Source organism: Rhizobium sp. 1399 (genome assembly GCF_031455475.1).
Lineage (GTDB): Bacteria > Pseudomonadota > Alphaproteobacteria > Rhizobiales > Rhizobiaceae > Rhizobium.
Window position 1 is genome coordinate 402,558 of the sequence record NZ_JAVDSU010000004.1, and the last position, 14,752, is coordinate 417,309.

Consider the following 14,752-nt stretch of genomic DNA (forward strand, 5'->3'; position numbering starts at 1 on the left):
TAACACATGACAATATGTTGTCAAGATGACGAGAAAACGTACGCCTGATGGCGATGCCTTTGCCGCCCTCTCCATCGCCGTGATCCGCCTTTCCGCCCATTTGCAGGCTGAAGGCGACGCGCTTGCCAAACCTGCCGGGCAGACCAGCGCGCGCTGGCAGGTGCTTGCTGCTGCCGACCACGCGCCGATGTCGGTTGCCGATACGGCGCGTGCGCTCGGCCTTGCCCGCCAGGGCGTGCAGCGGATCGCCGATCTTCTTGAAGGAGAGGGGCTGATTACCTACCGGGCCAACCCGGTCCACCAGCGTGCCAAGCTGATGGAACTGACCGAGGCGGGGAGGAAGGCGCTTGCCGACATCTCCGGCCGCCAGGCTGTCTGGGCAGACGAACATGGCGCTACCTATGGCGAGGAACGTCTGCGCCAGGCCGCAAGCCTCATCAACGAGATGATTGCCGATTTCCAGGGCGGCCGGGGAGATCAAGACTGAACCCTTAGAGGGGCCGATTGATGTTCTTGTAGGTTTCGCCGAGCTGCTTCAACCGTTCCTGATAGGCAGCACCAATGCAGGCAGCATCCGCGCCACAGGCCTGCCGCTTCTTCAGCCACGCTGTCTGCTCGTCCTGCAGCGTACCGCGTGCGCCCATGGCCAGCAGTCCCGACAGCAGCTCGAAGGTCGTCACCATCTTCACATCAGCGTCGTTGAGCGACCGGTTCTCACAGATCACCTTCTCATCCGGCTGCAGCTCCTTTGCATCGCAGTTGAAGCTCGCTGCCTGCGCGCCTTGTGGTGCAAACGTGAGAAGCGTGGCCCAGGCTGCGGCTAATAGGATGGTGGTCTTCATGGTCTCTCCTGCTGCAAGGACACGCTGTTTCGGTCTCACGGCAAAGATGATGCAGGTCCGTTTTATGGCAAGGATCAAACCCGTCCGCCAGCTTTCAAGACGGTGTCCCTGCACGGTGACTATGTCCTGCTTTTGAGCTTAGATATCAGTAACCTGCTTGATTTTCCTGATTCAAATTCCCAAATCCGTGATGCCTCGATCTTCCATGCTTCCGCCCTCTTTCCTTTCTAGCGTCGGGCGCTACAACATTTTTCTTGAGAGCATTTCAAAAGGATTCCCATGCAAGGCCTGTTTAAACACGCCTCCGTTTCTCTTCTGGCATTCACGCTCCTGCTGCCGGCGGTCGCCGAAGCGCAGACCAAGACCGTGCCGGAAAGCCAGATGCAGATGCAGCTTTCCTTCGCGCCGCTGGTCAAGCAGACCTCGGGTGCTGTCGTGAATGTCTATGCCGAAAAGACCGTCCAGCGTCAGTCGCCCTTTGCCGGCGACCCCTTCTTCGAACAGTTCTTCGGCCAGCAGATGCCGAACCGTTCCGAAAAGCAGTCTTCGCTTGGCTCCGGTGTCATCGTCGAGGCGAACGGCACCGTGGTGACCAACAATCACGTCGTCGAGGGCGCCGATGATATCAAGGTGGCACTGTCAGACGGTCGCGAATTCCCCTGCAAGGTGGTCCTGCGTGACGACCGCGTCGATCTCGCGGTGTTGAAGATCGACAGCAAGACGGATTTCCCGGCGCTGCCGATCGGCAATTCCGATGCGGTGGAAGTGGGCGATCTCGTGCTGGCGATTGGCAATCCCTTTGGCGTCGGCCAGACCGTCACCAACGGCATCGTTTCGGCGCTTGCCCGCAATCAGGTGGTCAAGAACGAGTTCGGCTTCTTCATCCAGACGGATGCCTCGATCAATCCCGGCAATTCCGGCGGCGCGCTGATGAACATGAAGGGCGAGCTGATCGGCATCAACACGGCGATCTTCTCGCGCGGCGGCGGCTCGAACGGTATCGGCTTTGCCATTCCCGCCAATCTCGTCAAGGTCTTCCTCGCCTCGGCCGATTCCGGCGTCAAATCCTTCGAGCGGCCCTATATCGGTGCGAGCTTCGATCCGGTGACCTCTGAGGTCGCCGATGCACTCGGCCTCGACAAGGCGCGCGGTGCGCTGATCGCCAAGGTCACGGCGGATAGCCCGGCAGCCAAGGCCGGCCTCAAGGCGGGTGAGGTCATCACCGCCGTCGATGGCGTCTCCGTGGAACATCCGGATGCGCTTCTCTATCGATTGACGACTGCCGGCCTCGGCAAGTCCGTGAACCTGACGGTCATGGAGAACGGGCGCGAGCAGCAGATAACGCTTGCCCTTGCCCGCGCGCCGGAAACCCAGCCCCGCGATCAGCGTACGATCGGCGGACGCACGCCCTTTACCGGTGCGGTCGTGGAAAACCTTTCGCCGCGTGTCGCAGATGAACTGAGGATGCCGCTCGATTCGACGGGTGTGGTTATCTCCGATGTCGAGGGCGGGTCTCCTGCTTCCCGGCTCGGCTTCGAGCCGAAGGATATCATCGTTTCCATCAATGGGGCCGAAGTGAAAACCAGCCGCGACCTGCAGGAGATCGCCGATTCCGATCCCAGCCTCTGGCGGGTCGAGATCGAACGCGATGGTCAGCGTATCAGGCAGTTCTTCCGATGAGTGACGATCTCTTCGCGCCGCGTGTTCCGGAAGAGGTCGCCAGCCGGCGGCCGCTTGCCGATCGCCTGCGGCCGAAGACGCTTGGCGAAGTCACCGGTCAGGAACATCTGACCGGTGAGGATGGCGTTCTGCGTCGGATGATCGAGAGCGGCTCTCTTGGCTCCATGATCTTCTGGGGGCCGCCCGGAACCGGTAAGACGACGGTCGCGCGGCTGCTGTCGGGCGAGGCGGGTCTGGCATTCGAACAGATCTCGGCGATCTTCTCCGGCGTTGCCGATCTCAAGAAGGTGTTCGAGGCCGCCCGCATGCGCCGCATGGATGGCCGCCAGACGCTGCTCTTCGTGGACGAGATCCATCGCTTCAACCGCGCCCAGCAGGACAGTTTCCTGCCGGTCATGGAGGATGGCACAGTCATCCTCGTCGGTGCGACGACGGAAAACCCGTCCTTCGAGCTCAACGCCGCTCTTCTGTCGCGCGCCCGGGTGCTGACCTTCAAGTCGCATGACGAAGAGAGCCTCGAGGAATTGCTGAAACGTGCCGAGACGGTCGAGGGCAGGCTACTGCCGCTGACCGAGGACGCACGCGCCAGCCTGATCCGCATGGCTGATGGCGACGGCCGCGCGGTGCTGACGCTGGCTGAGGAAGTCTGGCGCGCCGCTCGCGAGGGCGAGACCTTCGATACCGAAGGCCTGACGCGCATCGTCCAACGCCGGGCGCCTGTCTACGACAAGGCGCAGGACGGCCATTACAATCTGATCTCGGCGCTTCACAAGTCGGTTCGCGGCTCCGATCCCGATGCCGCCCTCTACTACCTTGCACGTATGTTCGATGCCGGCGAGGATCCGCTCTATCTCGGCCGGCGGCTGGTGCGCATGGCGGTGGAAGATATCGGCCTTGCCGATCCGCAGGCGCTGGTAATCTGCAACGCTGCCAAAGATGCCTATGACTATCTCGGTTCGCCGGAAGGCGAGCTGGCGTTCGCGCAAGCTTGCGTCTATCTCGCGACCGCCCCGAAATCCAATGCCGTCTATACCGCCTTCAAGGCGGCGACGATGGCCGCCAAGCAGAATGGCTCGCTCCTGCCGCCGAAGCATATCCTCAACGCGCCGACGAAGCTGATGAAGGGCGAGGGATATGGCGATGGTTACCGCTACGACCACGATGAGCCGGATGCATTCTCAGGCCAGGATTATTTTCCCGAAAAGATGGGCCGCCAGACTTTTTACGATCCGCCGGAACGCGGTTTTGAACGCGAGATCCGCAAACGGCTGGACTGGTGGGCAAAACTTCGCAAGGAGCGCAATCCGCGCTGAGATCAGGCAGCGCTAATGTCAGGCGCGCTTCTGTGCGGCCGGAGCGGTGATCAGCTTGACGGAAGAATCCGCCAGCCCGTGATGGCCTTCCATGTCGACGACGATATGCCAGTGGCCGCTCTCGGGGATGGCGAGCCTGACCGGCGACTTGCGCGCGATACCGCCGATATATTTGAAATCGAGCACTTCGGTGAACCGCTGGAAGTTCGGAGCCGTCATCAGCCGCACATTGTTCACGGCGCTCAGAGACACCTCGACGATCGTTCCGGCGCGCTGTTCCTTGATATCGTAATGGGTGAAGCGGAAGTTCGGTTTCGGCATTGGTCTCGCGGCACATATAGTCTCTGCAAGCGGGACTCTATCAGGATGGCAGTTAAGGAAAAGTTGGAAATCCTGGGCCTGATGCCGCTCCTGCTGTTTCAAAATGGCAGGAACGGCACAGTATTTAGTGGATATTGCCGGTGTTACGCGCAAGAGGTGCAAAATCGAGCACTATGCCCGTTGCGGCGCGGCAGATCTCATCGGGATTGTGGTTGCACTCTTCCGCGGCGAAATGAAGGGCCGCGGCTTCATTGATGAAGAGACCGCCGACGAGCCCCTCCCGATCCTGGACGATCCAGCGGCCGCCCTTGTCGCGACCGACGGTGAAGCGAGCCGGGCGAGGAGTGAGGGGAGCCGAAATCTGCCGGCGTTGCTGTGCATTTGCCATTGTCGTGATCCTCGATCCGGCGCTCACTGGGAAATAAGATGGAAGCTCATCTGCACGAGCCCGGCGAAAGCCATAACGGCGCCGAGCCGCGGTGCGACGGCAACCAGGCCGGCAAACAGTGGATGGGAGGGATCGGCCGCATGGGCGCTTACGCCACGTTGCAGCGGGTCGGTCTCGGCATTGATATCAGTCAGGCGTGACATCGTTTGTCCTTTCGAAGTCTAACTCAACCGCCGTTTGAGTGTCGCGGCGGTGTCACGCTCATCAAGATAGATGCTGGCGGATAGGGTTTCCATTTGGCGCCGGAAGCGAAAATATTAAAATCTCATAGGGATAGCGCCATGCGCTGAGCGCTGCCGCCGACAAAAGGAGAAAGCGCAGCTACGATCGCGAAGCGGCTTTCGGCCTCTGCCGGTACGAGTGGCAAGCGAAGATCGGGCTTCGTGCCGCGCAGAACCTCCAGCGCATATTTCAGCCGGGCTGGATCACTCTCCGAACCCAGTGCAGTCATGAGCGGATTCAGCCTGTCGCTGAGCGCCAGCGCTGCGGAAATATAGCTCCCATGGGCCGCCTGCTGCAGCGATGTGACGAGACGCGGGAGGATATTGGCAGCCGCCGACACGATGCCGTCGCCACCCGCCAGATGAAAAGAAAGCGCCGTTCCGTCATGGCCGGACAGGAAACGGAAGCGGTGCCGCAGCGCCGCCGGCACGTTGGCGAAGCGGGCGATATCCCCGGTCGCATCGATGATGGCGACAATCGCTTCGAGTTCGGCAAGTCGCTCCAGCGTTTCCACCGTCAGGTCACTCGCCGTGCGTGCGGGCGCGTTCTCGATCAGAACAGGCAGATTGCTTGCCGCAGCGATTTGCTGGAAATGATGGAGAATGCCCTTCTGCCCTGGCTTGGAATAATAGGGTACGGTGATCAGCACAGCGCGGGCACCGCATTCTTCCGCATCCCGGATAAACGCGATCGTACTCTCGGTGCAATTGGTTCCGGCCGCGGCGATCACCGGAATACGGTCCGCCGCGGCCCGGATGCAGATGTCGAGCACCATGCGGCGTTCCTGCGGTGAGAGGCTCAGCCCTTCACCCGCCGCCGTGCAGAGAGCGAGTCCATCGACACCGCTCAGCACCTGCCATTCAACAAGAGCTTCCAATGCTGCGCCGTCGACTTCGCCGTTGCGGAACGGCGTGACGAGCGCAGTGATCGCGCCACCCGGGCGCAGTCTTCCTATGCTGTTCATGATGGGGCCTCAGAGCGAGCCGAGGATTACATAGAATTCGACGCAGGCGAGCACGATGCCGAAGATCATCAGCGCCTGGGCCGTACGCTTCTCACGCATCTGCCGCTTGCCGCGCGTAATGCGGTAGGGGCGAAGCGGCAAGTATCGGGGGGACATGACATCTCGCATGGCGGTAACCTTTGCTGTTGTGGCAAAGGCTACTGCCGTCTCCGATAGGAAATCCATTCGGAGTAGAGATCGAAGATATAGGAATCGCATAAAGAGGGGCTGTCACCCGCCGTGCTGGTTTTCCCTGTCGAGCTGCGTCACTAGCGCCAGCACGACTTCCGACACGGGCGTCGGCACATTGGCAGTGCGCCCAAGCGCGACGACCATGCCGACAAGCGGCACGATTTCCAGCGCCTTGCCGGCCAGCAGATCCTGCAGCATCGACGTGCGTACCGCCCCGATATGGCGCGACTGCTCCAGCCGCTCCTCGATGGTGATGCTGAACTTCGCACCCAATGCACTGCCGACGGCGCGTACTTCCTTCATGATCTTGCCGACCGTGTCGAAGAGTGCGGGATTTGCCATGATGTCGGTCATCAAGGCGCGCGTCAGGGCGCTGAGAGGATTGAAAGCCGCGTTGCCCGTCAGCTTACTCCAGATCTCGTCGCGAATGCGCGGCGTGGTCGAGACATTGAGGCCCGCCCTGGCAAAGAGGCCGGCAACGGTTTCGAGATCGGTCGACATCTCGCCCGACGGTTCGCCAAGCACGAAACGACCAACATTGGAAAGGCGGATCTCACCGGGATTGACGACTTCCGCGCCCTGCAGCGCCACGCAGCCGATCACCCGTTCCGGACCGATCAGGCTCCACAGCTTGCCGCCGGGATCGAGTTCACCGAGCTGCAGCTCGGCATGGCCGCTTTGCGTGTCGCGATGGAAATACCACCAGGGAATACCGTTGAGCACCATGACCACGCGTGTGCCGTCCTTCAGCAGCGCTGCCATGCCCTCGGCTGCCGGGCCGAGCTGATGGCCCTTGAGGCCGGTGATGATGAGGTCTTGCGGCGGGAGTGCCGCCGGATTGTCCGTTGCGGTGATCCGCACATTGATCGGCCTGTCGGCATCGGCCTCATGAAGTGAAAGACCGCCTTCACGGATCGCCGCGAGATGCGCACCCCGCGCGACGACCGAGACGGTCACGTCATCGCCGAGCCGGCTTGCCAGCTTGACGGCAATTGCGCCTCCGAGTGCGCCAGCTCCGTAGATGCAAATGGATTTGATAGTCATACCTTGCCTTTCCGCATTCGTGATGACGCCCGTAGATTTAGGTCATCGCGGCGCCAGCGCGAGTGAAAATCTTGCCGATGTGACGATCTTCACGCCGAAATGAACGAAGCGCGCCGGAGGGCGCGCTTGTTGCTGTGGGGAAAGTCAGGCCTTCTCAGCCGGTCTGCCCGAAGTCCGTGGAGACGGCGAGTTTGCGCCACTGGGCCAGTTCCTTTTCCACGCTGGCATGTTCTTCCTCGATCTTGGCAACCGTATCGCTGCCGAAAGGCATGCGCAGCGGCGGGTTGGCCGAGCTCACCATTTCGATGATGCCGGCGGTCAGCTTGGCTGGGTTGCCCGGCTGGGAATGGTTGGCGCCGGCTGCGAAGTCGCGCATGTTGCCGGCCGGCGTGCCGACATAATCAGGAATGGAGGCTGGGCTGATTGCCAGCGAGTTGTCGTGCAGGAAGTCCGTGCGGAAGAAGCCGGGCTCGATGATCGTGACCTTGATGCCGAAGGGTTCGACTTCGGTTGCCAACGATTCCGACAGGCCTTCGACGGCAAACTTCGTGGAGCCATAGACGCCCCAGCCGGGGAAGCCGTAGTAGCCGCCGATCGAGGAGAAGTTCAGGATATGGCCGGAGCGCTGGCGGCGCATATAGGGCAGCACGGCGCGGGTGACCTTCAGCAGGCCGAAGACGTTGGTGGCGTAGATCTTTTCGATCTCTTCGGCCGTTGCTTCCTCGACCGCGCCGAGCAAGCCGTAACCGGCATTGTTGGCGAGGATATCGATGCGGCCGAAGCGGGCAACGGCGGCAGCGGCAGCTTGCCTGGCCTGTTCTTCATTGGTGACGTCGAGGGCAACGGCAAGCAGGTTCGGATGATCGCCGAACTGTTCGGTGATGTTCCCAGGGTTGCGGGCGGTGGCAACGACAGCGTCACCGCTGGCAAGAGCATCCTTGGTCATCAGCGCGCCGAAACCACGCGATGCACCCGTGATAAACCAGACTTTCATGGCAATTCCCTTTCCTTGAGAGTGTTTGTTTCAGCAGTTCGTTGCTGACGGAGAGGAATTTGACGCAAATCGCGCTCATGTATAAGATTTGTTATTTGAGAGACTATGATGAGTGAAATTCAGTAATGAGAGCGACCGAACTTTCCGAAATGGCAGCCTTCGCCGCTGTCGCCAGGCACAAGAGCTTCCGCAAGGCAGGAGAGGAGAGGGGTGTCACCGCCTCCGCGGTCAGCCACGCCGTCCTCAATCTGGAGGACCGCATCGGCATCCGCTTGCTGAACCGCACGACCCGCAGCGTCTCGCTGACGGAGGCCGGCGAATTGCTTCGCTCTCATCTCGATCCGGCCTTCGGCGAGATCAGTTCTGCACTCGATGCGCTGAACCGTTTCCGCGATACCCCCTTCGGCCGTGTGCGCATCAATGTCGGCAATTCCATTGCGCCTTTCGTCGTCGGCCAGGTCATCGGGCCGCTCCTGATGAAGAACCCCAATCTGCAGCTCGAAATCGCGGCAACGGACCGGCTGGTGGATATCGTCGAGGAAGGTTTTGACGCCGGTATCCGGTTCGGCGAACGCGTGACGGAGGGTATGATCGCCGTGCGCATCAAGCCGCGCATGCGCCTCGTCGTCGTCGGCTCTCCCGCCTATTTCGAAACCCGGCCAAAGCCTGAGACGCCGCATGATCTGAAGCGCCATATCTGCGTTCAGAACATGTTCCCCTCGGGTGCGCGTTACCCCTGGGATTTTGAGAGGGACGGCCAGGCCATCACCTTCCACCCGACCGGCCCGCTCTCGCTCGACGACCACGAATTGATGACGGCAGCGGCATTGAGCGGCGTGGCGCTCGCCTATGTCTGGGAGGGCAGGGTGGTGCCGCTGATTGCGAGCGGCCAGCTTATCCAGGTGCTGGACGAATGGTGCCAGCCGGAGGAGCCGCTCTACCTCTACTATCCCAGTCGGCGGCATATTTCGGCGGGCTTCCGGACAGTGATCGATGCGATCCGCGGCGAGTGAGTATCAGAGTTTGCGGAATTCCAGCCGGTAGACGACATCCTCTCCCGTGACAGAATCGATGCCGGGTGCATCGCTGATGACGAGCATGTCGCCCTCGATATGCACAGGGCGTATAAGGGGCCGCTCCCATGTCGGGTTCCAGGCGGCCTCGACATGATGGATCACTTTGTCGCCTTCCAGAGTATAGGCAGCGGTGTAAGCCAGCATCGTATCGAAAAGTGCGGCCTTTTCATTGTCGTTGGGGGCTTTGCCGTTGGGTTTCGGCCGGCGTCGGTTGGTGACGAAGGCCATCATCCGGCCGTCGGCGTGATAGGCGATGTATCCAATGGGATCGGCACCCATGGCGTCGCTGACTTCTCCCGTCGCAACGACGGTTCGCGTCCACGAGATCATGCGCCACGTCCCGAGCAGGGCGGCTCTGTCCATGATCTTCCCCTCCTTAAAGTAGTTTAGCACAACTAGAAATACGGGCTACGAACTTATGCGATCAGTCAAAACTCCCTTTTGACTCTCGGTGGTGAAGTGGTGAAGATGCACTGCACCAAGGAAGAACAGCGCCGGAGGGGCGAATGAGAAAACCGTTTTTTTCCGCTGTCAGTCGGTGGAAAGTGGGATGTCGCGCAGCGCTGCTGTCAGCGCTGCTGTCAGCGCTTGCAGCCGTGGTGCTGTCTGCCTTTCCGCTGGAAATATCGGCGCAGGAAATGTCGGCACAGACACCCGCCTCCCGGGAGCAGGTCGAAAAGCTACTTTCCCGCTGGAAAGAACATTTCAAGGGCGCTGAGACCCTTAGGGACCGGCGCACCGCGTTCCGCGACTTCATGGAAACGCTGCCGGAGCCGACACGCATCCAGATCCGGCGTGTCGATGCTGGCGGGGTTGAGGCTGAACTTCTCTGGCCGGCGCGCCTTCATCATCCGATCGGACGGCGTGTGATCCTGTTCATTCACGGCGGCGGCTTCTACAGCGGCTCCATTCGCAGCCACAGCCTGCTTGCCGGCTCGCTTGCCAAGGCCGCTTCCAGCGACGTATTGCTCATCGATTACCGGCGGGCGCCGGAATATGGCTATCCAGCGCAGGTCAACGACGCCTTGAGCGCCTACCGCTATTTGCTTGATAGCGGCTACAGCAACGGAAATATCATTGTTATGGGCGATGGCGCAGGCGGCAATCTCGCAATCGAAACCGTGCTGCTGCAGATGCGCTCCAGACAGCCGTTGCCGGCCGCCGTCGTGGCGCTCAGCCCGATCACTGATCTGGCGGCATCAGGCGCATCGGTCACGTCGAATGCCGCCAACGATCAGGTACTGGACAAGAATGTGCTGGAGGCGCTGCGTAAAGCCTATCTTGGCAACAATTCCGCGACGGATCCCGACATTTCGCCGCTATATGCCGATTTCTCGGGTTTTCCGCCATTGCTGCTGCAAGTCGGTTCCGGCGAGCTGCTGCTCGACGATACGCTGCGACTTGCCGACAAGGCGCGCAAGGACGGCGTCGATGTGACGGCCGAGGTCTGGCCGGGAATGCCGCATCAATGGCAGCTTTTCCCATCAGTGCTTGATGACGCCGACAAGGCCGGCCAGAAGATCGCCGAATTCGCGATCACGCATTTCGCAGACCCGCCGGCACAGTAGGACCAATCCAAAACCGCGCGACCGCAGCTCTTACGAGTGGTTCGAATTCAGCCCTTCGATCGGCCGGCCGATGGCGAGATTCTGACGAAGCTTGGGATCGAGCCGTTCGGCATAGGCATGATCGGGCGCAGCACCCAGCGCATCCAGCATTTTGGAGAAGAAGCAGCGCGCTGCCGCCGCCGCGGTGACGTCGAAGATCTCGGCGTCGCTCAGTTGAAGGCGCTTCAAGCCATCGATGTCCTGCTGGGTCACCGAGGTCGCATCGCGTGCCACCTTGGCGGCAAAGTCCATGATTGCCCGCTCGACGGCATCGATGGGCGCTTTTTCGCTGCCACCGGCGACTGCCGAAAGACTGTCATTGGTAAAACCGTCGCGCAGCAGCACGGAACCATGCGCCAGCATACAATAGGACGACTTGAGCTCCCTGGCCGCCGCCAGCGTCACCAGTTCATAGCGCCGCTGGCTCATATGGCCGCGAATGCTGGCAAGCAGCGTTCCCCAGTGCTCCATCACCTCGGGCCGGTGGCCGAAGGCGCGATACATATTCGGCAGATAGCCATAGCTCGCTTCAGCCGAAGCGTACATCGAAGCCGTCTTCTCGCTGGCGGAAGCATCTGGGGTACGAATGAAGGCCATGGTACGATCCTCCCTTGATCCACTGGGAGAATAGAGCGGCGTCCGGCGACATCAATCTGCCCACCCATCGCTTTCCGCAAAATGGATGCCTGGTGCCTCAGCCGGCCGCCTGGCTCTGCCGCTGGCGGTAGAATGGCAGGATATGGTGTTCCGTCAGCGGGGCCATGATGATCTCGCCCGGTTCAGATGGCGATATCCAGCGGACCTCCTCGATCTCGGCCGTTGCGTGGATATCGTCATCGTGCACATGCAGCAGGAAAACATCGGCGATGACCACATGATCCGGTTCGTTGGCCGCCGTCGCCTGAAACTGACCCAGGAATTCGAGCTCCGCAGGCGTCGCGGTGACGCCGATCTCCTCTGAGAGTTCGCGCATCAGGGCTTCCTCGGGCGTCTCTCCGGGCTCGATCTTGCCGCCCGGCTGCATGAAGGCCACGGTGCCGCGCTTGCGCACCAAAAGCGTCGGCCGTCGCTCCGCAACAGGAGGGCGGCCGATATTCTGATTATCTTCGTCATACACAAATCTGACCGGATTCGCTGCCGCAATTCAACTGCCGTAGCGGATCGGCCGTTTGTCAAAACTCGCCTGACCGCCTATATCAGCGGCTCAGAAACAGCAAGTGGATGTGACAATGTTCCAGGCGGCGTCGATCGCGGTGGATAACAAGGCCGAGTTCTATCGAGAGCTTGCCCAGCAGCTGCAGGGTCTGTTCGAAGGCGAGCCGGATATGATCGCCAACGCCGCCAACACTTCGGCCCTGATGTACCAGATGATGCCCGATCTCAACTGGGCGGGCTTCTACCTGCTGAAGGGTGAGGAGCTCGTGCTCGGCCCGTTCCAGGGCAAGCCGGCTTGCGTGCGCATCCCCGTCGGCCGCGGCGTTTGTGGCACGGCGGTCAAGGAGCGCGCCTCTATTCTGGTGGAAGATGTCCATGCGTTTCCCGGCCATATCGCCTGCGATGCCGCATCCCGCTCGGAGCTCGTCGTTCCTATCAGGAACGGCGATGAGGTCGTCGGCGTCATCGATCTCGACAGCCCGATACCCGCCCGTTTCGATGCCGACGACCAGGCTGGCATCGAGCGCCTGGCGGAAATCTTTGCTGCGGCAACCCGCTTCTGAGCGGACTGGCGCGGCGACGATCCGTCGCCGGAAGATGAAAGGTTGGACGGTCGATATCAGCAGACTGCGCAAATGACGAAATCTTGATCGATAGTGCTGTTCTCGGAACTCCGGCCAGGCCTATTTCCTTAGCCGACATGATATGCGCTGCATCTGGTGTCGCCGATTATCGGTATGGGGGTAGATCAAAATGTCCCAATTTCGAAAACTGCTGGTCATTGGATCAGCTGTCATCGTGGCAATCATTGCTTCGTCCTGCACGACCAGCTCGGATAGTTCGATACAAACTGGTTCGATCGGGTATGGGCCCCAAAGCACCGACTTTGGGCTCCGACCGGCGTGCCTCGGCGGATTTGGCAACGATCGCCCTTGCAGCTACTAGCGAGGGACTAAAGCTGCACGAAACTCCGGAGACGACCAATTGATGGCTTGACGAGCTGAGCATGGCGCACGGCGCGTAAATATGCGACGTGCGCTAGTAGCCAAAGATAGATATACCTCACAAAAAGCTCGAGAGTTCTCTCTCATAGGTCATCCGCGCCTGCTCAAAACGCAATGGCTTCTCATAGTATTCTTTAAATACGTCCCGGATTATTTCTAGGCATAATTCCGCCATTTCTTGTTCAATTTCTGCCGTTGTACAAGATTTTGAATCGTATCTCGGATGTGCGGCTACGTTTCCGACAATTCTAACAAACTCCATAGCATCCCGTATGTAAGACGAAAAAGAGCGATTGACGTTAGTTTCGCGTTGCATCTGACGAATCTTCTTCTTCAGACTCCCTCTGTAACCAATTCGCGCAAGAAATTGTTCAAGGCAACAGCGGCACAAAACAGCTGAGCCGCGGGGGCTATCAAAACAAATGTTATCTGCTTGCAGATATAAGTCGAATATCTCTGGAGGCGTGTGCAGAAATTCTGAATTGTGATCCAGATGCACCGGATTGTCGTCGCAATGTATATCCGTCACCATGACCATTCCGATTGGTTCTAGCACAACAAAGAGTGCTGAAACGTGATCCTAATCTCGTAAACGCAAGAAAAGCTGGAACGTTCATGCAGGTCTTTTGTCCGTCACTTCGAGTTGCCCCCGGTAGCTATAGCCGCTTACGTCGATCTTCGTGAAACTCTATCGCGGTCACCGTTGGCTAGGTGATGCAATAGGACGCAGGACTTTATGACTGCGAGGCCTCGCATATTATTGACAATAAGATAGGTTACGCGAAATCAGTCATTGCCTGATTGTACGAAGCCGACCTCAATTTTGGGGCGGCAGATTTTATAAGTTTTGGGAGATATGTGATGGAATATCGTCGTTTGGGAAAGTCGGGTCTGAAGGTGAGCGAGTTCTCTTTCGGATCGTGGGTCACTTTCGGTAAGCAGGTCAATGGCGGCGACGCTGTCGATCTCATGAAGCTCGCCTACGACAACGGGATAAATTTCTTCGACAATGCCGAGGGTTACGAGAGCGGCAAGTCAGAAATCGTCATGGGTGAAGCGCTGAAGTCGCTCGCTTGGAGCCGCGACAGCTACGTCGTCTCGAGCAAGGTCTTTTGGGGTGGTCAGAAGCCGACGCAACGCGGCCTGTCGCGCAAACATGTGACGGACGCCTGCCACGCAGCGCTCAAGAGACTGCAGGTCGACTATCTCGACCTCTACTTCTGCCATCGCCCGGATATTGACACTCCGATCGAGGAAACGGTGCGCGCGATGCACGATCTCGTCGCCCAGGGCAAGGTGCTCTACTGGGGAACGTCGGAATGGTCCGCACAGCAGTTGACGGAAGCCTACGCCGTCGCCCGCGACCTGCGCATCACGCCGCCGACCATGGAGCAGCCGCAGTACAACATCTTCGAACGTCAGAAGGTCGAAGCTGACTACCTTCCGCTCTACGACCTGATCGGCCTCGGCACCACCATCTGGTCACCGCTCGCCTCGGGCGTCCTGACCGGCAAATACAATGACGGCGTACCGGCCGACAGCCGCATGAACCTGCCGGGCTATGAATGGCTGAAGGAAAAATGGTCCACCGATGCTGGCCGCGCCCAACTCGCCCAGGTTCGCGAGCTCGCCAAGCTCTCAAACGAGATCGGCCTGTCGATCACCCATCTCGCCCTTCTCTGGTGCCTCGCCAACAAGCACGTCTCGACCGTCATTCTCGGCGCATCGCGCGCGAGCCAGCTGCAGGACAATCTCGCAGCCCTCTCGCACAAGGATAAGGTGACACCAGACGTGCTGGAGCGGATCGACAGCATTGTCGGTAACAAGCCGGAAGCACCGCGTCGCTTCTAG

20 protein-coding genes are annotated in these 14,752 nt (G+C 59.9%); 8 read left to right on the forward strand and 12 right to left on the reverse strand.

Annotated elements, in window-relative coordinates; all coding sequences use genetic code 11:
* Positions 1 to 25: 25 nt before the first annotated feature.
* Positions 26 to 487, forward strand: coding sequence for a MarR family winged helix-turn-helix transcriptional regulator (locus J2X71_RS16350; RefSeq protein WP_310383004.1), 462 nt, complete (start codon positions 26 to 28; stop codon positions 485 to 487).
* 4 nt (positions 488 to 491) lie between these two features.
* Here the strand turns inward: J2X71_RS16350 and J2X71_RS16355 are convergent, their stop codons facing one another.
* Positions 492 to 842, reverse strand: a complete 351-nt coding sequence (locus J2X71_RS16355; protein ID WP_310383005.1) for a lysozyme inhibitor LprI family protein — start codon at positions 840 to 842, stop codon at positions 492 to 494.
* A gap of 279 nt (positions 843 to 1,121) precedes the next feature.
* Between J2X71_RS16355 and J2X71_RS16360 the strand changes: the two genes are divergently transcribed.
* Entirely contained in the window at positions 1,122 to 2,522 is a 1,401-nt protein-coding gene (locus J2X71_RS16360; protein WP_310383006.1) for a DegQ family serine endoprotease, read from the forward strand.
* On the forward strand, positions 2,519 to 3,835 hold the full coding sequence (locus J2X71_RS16365) for a replication-associated recombination protein A (protein WP_310383007.1): 1,317 nt from the start codon (positions 2,519 to 2,521) through the stop codon (positions 3,833 to 3,835). The genes J2X71_RS16360 and J2X71_RS16365 overlap by 4 nt, the downstream gene beginning before the upstream one ends.
* 18 nt (positions 3,836 to 3,853) lie before the next feature.
* Here the strand turns inward: J2X71_RS16365 and J2X71_RS16370 are convergent, their stop codons facing one another.
* The 7 genes from J2X71_RS16370 to J2X71_RS16400 all read right to left on the reverse strand — a co-directional run bounded on the left by J2X71_RS16370 (position 3,854) and on the right by J2X71_RS16400 (position 8,059).
* Entirely contained in the window at positions 3,854 to 4,156 is a 303-nt protein-coding gene (locus tag J2X71_RS16370; protein WP_113324635.1) for a DUF1883 domain-containing protein, read from the reverse strand.
* A gap of 124 nt (positions 4,157 to 4,280) precedes the next feature.
* Positions 4,281 to 4,544, reverse strand: a complete 264-nt coding sequence (locus J2X71_RS16375) for a hypothetical protein (protein WP_037106596.1) — start codon at positions 4,542 to 4,544, stop codon at positions 4,281 to 4,283.
* Between the two features lie 23 nt (positions 4,545 to 4,567).
* Positions 4,568 to 4,747 carry a hypothetical protein gene (locus J2X71_RS16380; protein WP_310383008.1) on the reverse strand — a complete coding sequence of 60 codons (180 nt, stop codon included), beginning with the start codon at positions 4,745 to 4,747 and terminating at the stop codon, positions 4,568 to 4,570.
* 122 nt (positions 4,748 to 4,869) lie between these two features.
* Positions 4,870 to 5,790 (reverse strand): 4-hydroxy-tetrahydrodipicolinate synthase, encoded by a 921-nt coding sequence (gene dapA / locus J2X71_RS16385; RefSeq protein WP_310383009.1) that lies wholly within the window; start codon positions 5,788 to 5,790, stop codon positions 4,870 to 4,872.
* A 9-nt stretch (positions 5,791 to 5,799) separates the two neighbouring features.
* The gene (locus J2X71_RS16390; protein ID WP_310383010.1) at positions 5,800 to 5,946 is read right to left on the reverse strand and encodes a hypothetical protein; all 147 of its coding nucleotides are present in this window, start codon (positions 5,944 to 5,946) and stop codon (positions 5,800 to 5,802) included.
* Between the two features lie 114 nt (positions 5,947 to 6,060).
* Complete coding sequence (locus J2X71_RS16395; RefSeq protein ID WP_310383011.1) at positions 6,061 to 7,065, reverse strand: 2-dehydropantoate 2-reductase; 1,005 nt, start codon at positions 7,063 to 7,065, stop codon at positions 6,061 to 6,063.
* Between the two features lie 154 nt (positions 7,066 to 7,219).
* The gene (locus tag J2X71_RS16400) at positions 7,220 to 8,059 is read right to left on the reverse strand and encodes an SDR family NAD(P)-dependent oxidoreductase (RefSeq protein ID WP_310383012.1); all 840 of its coding nucleotides are present in this window, start codon (positions 8,057 to 8,059) and stop codon (positions 7,220 to 7,222) included.
* Positions 8,060 to 8,184: 125 nt separating this feature from the next.
* On the opposite strand from J2X71_RS16400, the gene J2X71_RS16405 reads away from it, so the two are divergent.
* Positions 8,185 to 9,072, forward strand: coding sequence for a LysR family transcriptional regulator (locus tag J2X71_RS16405; protein WP_310383013.1), 888 nt, complete (start codon positions 8,185 to 8,187; stop codon positions 9,070 to 9,072).
* A 3-nt stretch (positions 9,073 to 9,075) separates the two neighbouring features.
* Here the strand turns inward: J2X71_RS16405 and J2X71_RS16410 are convergent, their stop codons facing one another.
* The gene (locus J2X71_RS16410) at positions 9,076 to 9,498 is read right to left on the reverse strand and encodes a lipocalin-like domain-containing protein (protein WP_310383014.1); all 423 of its coding nucleotides are present in this window, start codon (positions 9,496 to 9,498) and stop codon (positions 9,076 to 9,078) included.
* A gap of 275 nt (positions 9,499 to 9,773) precedes the next feature.
* On the opposite strand from J2X71_RS16410, the gene J2X71_RS16415 reads away from it, so the two are divergent.
* Positions 9,774 to 10,703 (forward strand): alpha/beta hydrolase, encoded by a 930-nt coding sequence (locus J2X71_RS16415; protein ID WP_310383314.1) that lies wholly within the window; start codon positions 9,774 to 9,776, stop codon positions 10,701 to 10,703.
* Positions 10,704 to 10,733: 30 nt separating this feature from the next.
* On the opposite strand, the gene J2X71_RS16420 is transcribed toward J2X71_RS16415, so the two are convergent.
* Positions 10,734 to 11,339, reverse strand: a complete 606-nt coding sequence (locus J2X71_RS16420; RefSeq protein WP_113324641.1) for a carboxymuconolactone decarboxylase family protein — start codon at positions 11,337 to 11,339, stop codon at positions 10,734 to 10,736.
* Between the two features lie 97 nt (positions 11,340 to 11,436).
* On the reverse strand, positions 11,437 to 11,859 hold the full coding sequence (locus tag J2X71_RS16425) for an NUDIX domain-containing protein (RefSeq protein ID WP_310383015.1): 423 nt from the start codon (positions 11,857 to 11,859) through the stop codon (positions 11,437 to 11,439).
* Between the two features lie 112 nt (positions 11,860 to 11,971).
* Here J2X71_RS16425 and J2X71_RS16430 point away from each other — a divergent pair, with 112 nt between their 5' ends.
* Both J2X71_RS16430 and J2X71_RS16435 read left to right on the forward strand, forming a co-directional pair.
* A complete protein-coding gene (locus J2X71_RS16430) occupies positions 11,972 to 12,460 on the forward strand; it encodes a GAF domain-containing protein (RefSeq protein ID WP_310383016.1) in 489 nt (162 codons plus the stop codon).
* Positions 12,461 to 12,650: 190 nt separating this feature from the next.
* Complete coding sequence (locus J2X71_RS16435; protein ID WP_113324664.1) at positions 12,651 to 12,842, forward strand: hypothetical protein; 192 nt, start codon at positions 12,651 to 12,653, stop codon at positions 12,840 to 12,842.
* Between the two features lie 117 nt (positions 12,843 to 12,959).
* On the opposite strand, the gene J2X71_RS16440 is transcribed toward J2X71_RS16435, so the two are convergent.
* Positions 12,960 to 13,433 carry a DUF4145 domain-containing protein gene (locus J2X71_RS16440; protein WP_310383017.1) on the reverse strand — a complete coding sequence of 158 codons (474 nt, stop codon included), beginning with the start codon at positions 13,431 to 13,433 and terminating at the stop codon, positions 12,960 to 12,962.
* Between the two features lie 329 nt (positions 13,434 to 13,762).
* Between J2X71_RS16440 and J2X71_RS16445 the strand changes: the two genes are divergently transcribed.
* Positions 13,763 to 14,752, forward strand: coding sequence for an aldo/keto reductase (locus tag J2X71_RS16445; protein ID WP_310383018.1), 990 nt, complete (start codon positions 13,763 to 13,765; stop codon positions 14,750 to 14,752).